This window comes from Rhodococcus sp. no. 34, from assembly GCF_054589475.1.
In genome coordinates, this window is record NZ_BAAILK010000031.1 from 1 (window position 1) to 1053 (window position 1053).

Below are 1053 nucleotides of genomic sequence, written 5' to 3' on the forward strand. Positions count from 1 at the left end.
CCTTGTAGTCATGCACATTTCCCTCCGCCGTCACCGGAGCCGCACCAGCAACCCCGACGCCCGCAACCACCGCGAAACCCGCAGAAACAGCAAACACACTCAAACCTGCAACTGCACGACGTGCAGAACCTACAGACATAGCTTTTCCTTCTCGAGAAGTGAGCGAAATGGGTGATGCCCCACCGCCGAACGCGGGCGGGGCATCACCAGGTGTCGGCGGCTAGGAGCCGAAGATGTTGCCGAGGCTGCCGAGCGAGCCGCTCCCACCGGTACCGGGTTCTCCACCGTCGACGGGTGCGGCGATCTGGACGGAGACCTGATCGGACGATGCCGTCACCGTGCCGGCGCCCGAGTACTCCGCCGCGACAACTCGCTGCCCTTGAGTTGCGGGCTTCCACGAAAGGCTGGCCTTTCCGGAAGAGTCAACCGTAGCCGTGCCGATGACCGACTCACCGTCCTTGAAGGTGACTGTGCCACCCGCATTGGCGGGGCTGATTTGAGCAGAAACGGTCTGCGCTACGCCCACCTGCCCCGCTCCTACGCTGAGATCTGTTGTGGAGCTTGTTGTTCCGGCAGGCTGTTCGGCAACTGTCACATTCGCGGTGGTACTCGACCCGGTGACACCGGATCGACCGGCGAATACGGCTTCCACCGTCTGTGCACCGGCGACCGTCGGAACCCAGGCATAGGTCGCTTCACCGTTGCCTGCCACCGGCACCGAAGCGAGCACCGTCCCGCCGACCTTGAACGTGACCGATCCGCCAGTGCCCGATGCGGACACAGTTGCTTTGAGATTGGTCGACTTGCCGACCTGCGCGCCCGAGATCGGCGCCAGAGTCGTGCTGGACTGAGCATCGGCCTGCGAAACATTCGCGTTCACCGGTGCAGAAGTCGAACCTACGGCGCGCGCCGTGTCGACGAACTTCGCTGTGATCGAGTGGTCCCCACGGGTGGTCGGCGTCCAGGCAAGTGTTGCAACACCATTACCGAGCGCGCCCGCACCGATCTTGGTGGCACCGTCGAAGAACTCCACCGAATCACCGTCGGCACCAC

1 protein-coding gene is annotated in these 1053 nt (G+C 63.6%); it reads right to left on the reverse strand.

The window, feature by feature from the left end:
• Positions 1-220: 220 nt before the first annotated feature.
• Positions 221-1053 (reverse strand): Ig-like domain-containing protein (locus ACYP01_RS13015; RefSeq protein ID WP_459680422.1); only part of this gene is annotated, 833 nt, incomplete at its 5' end.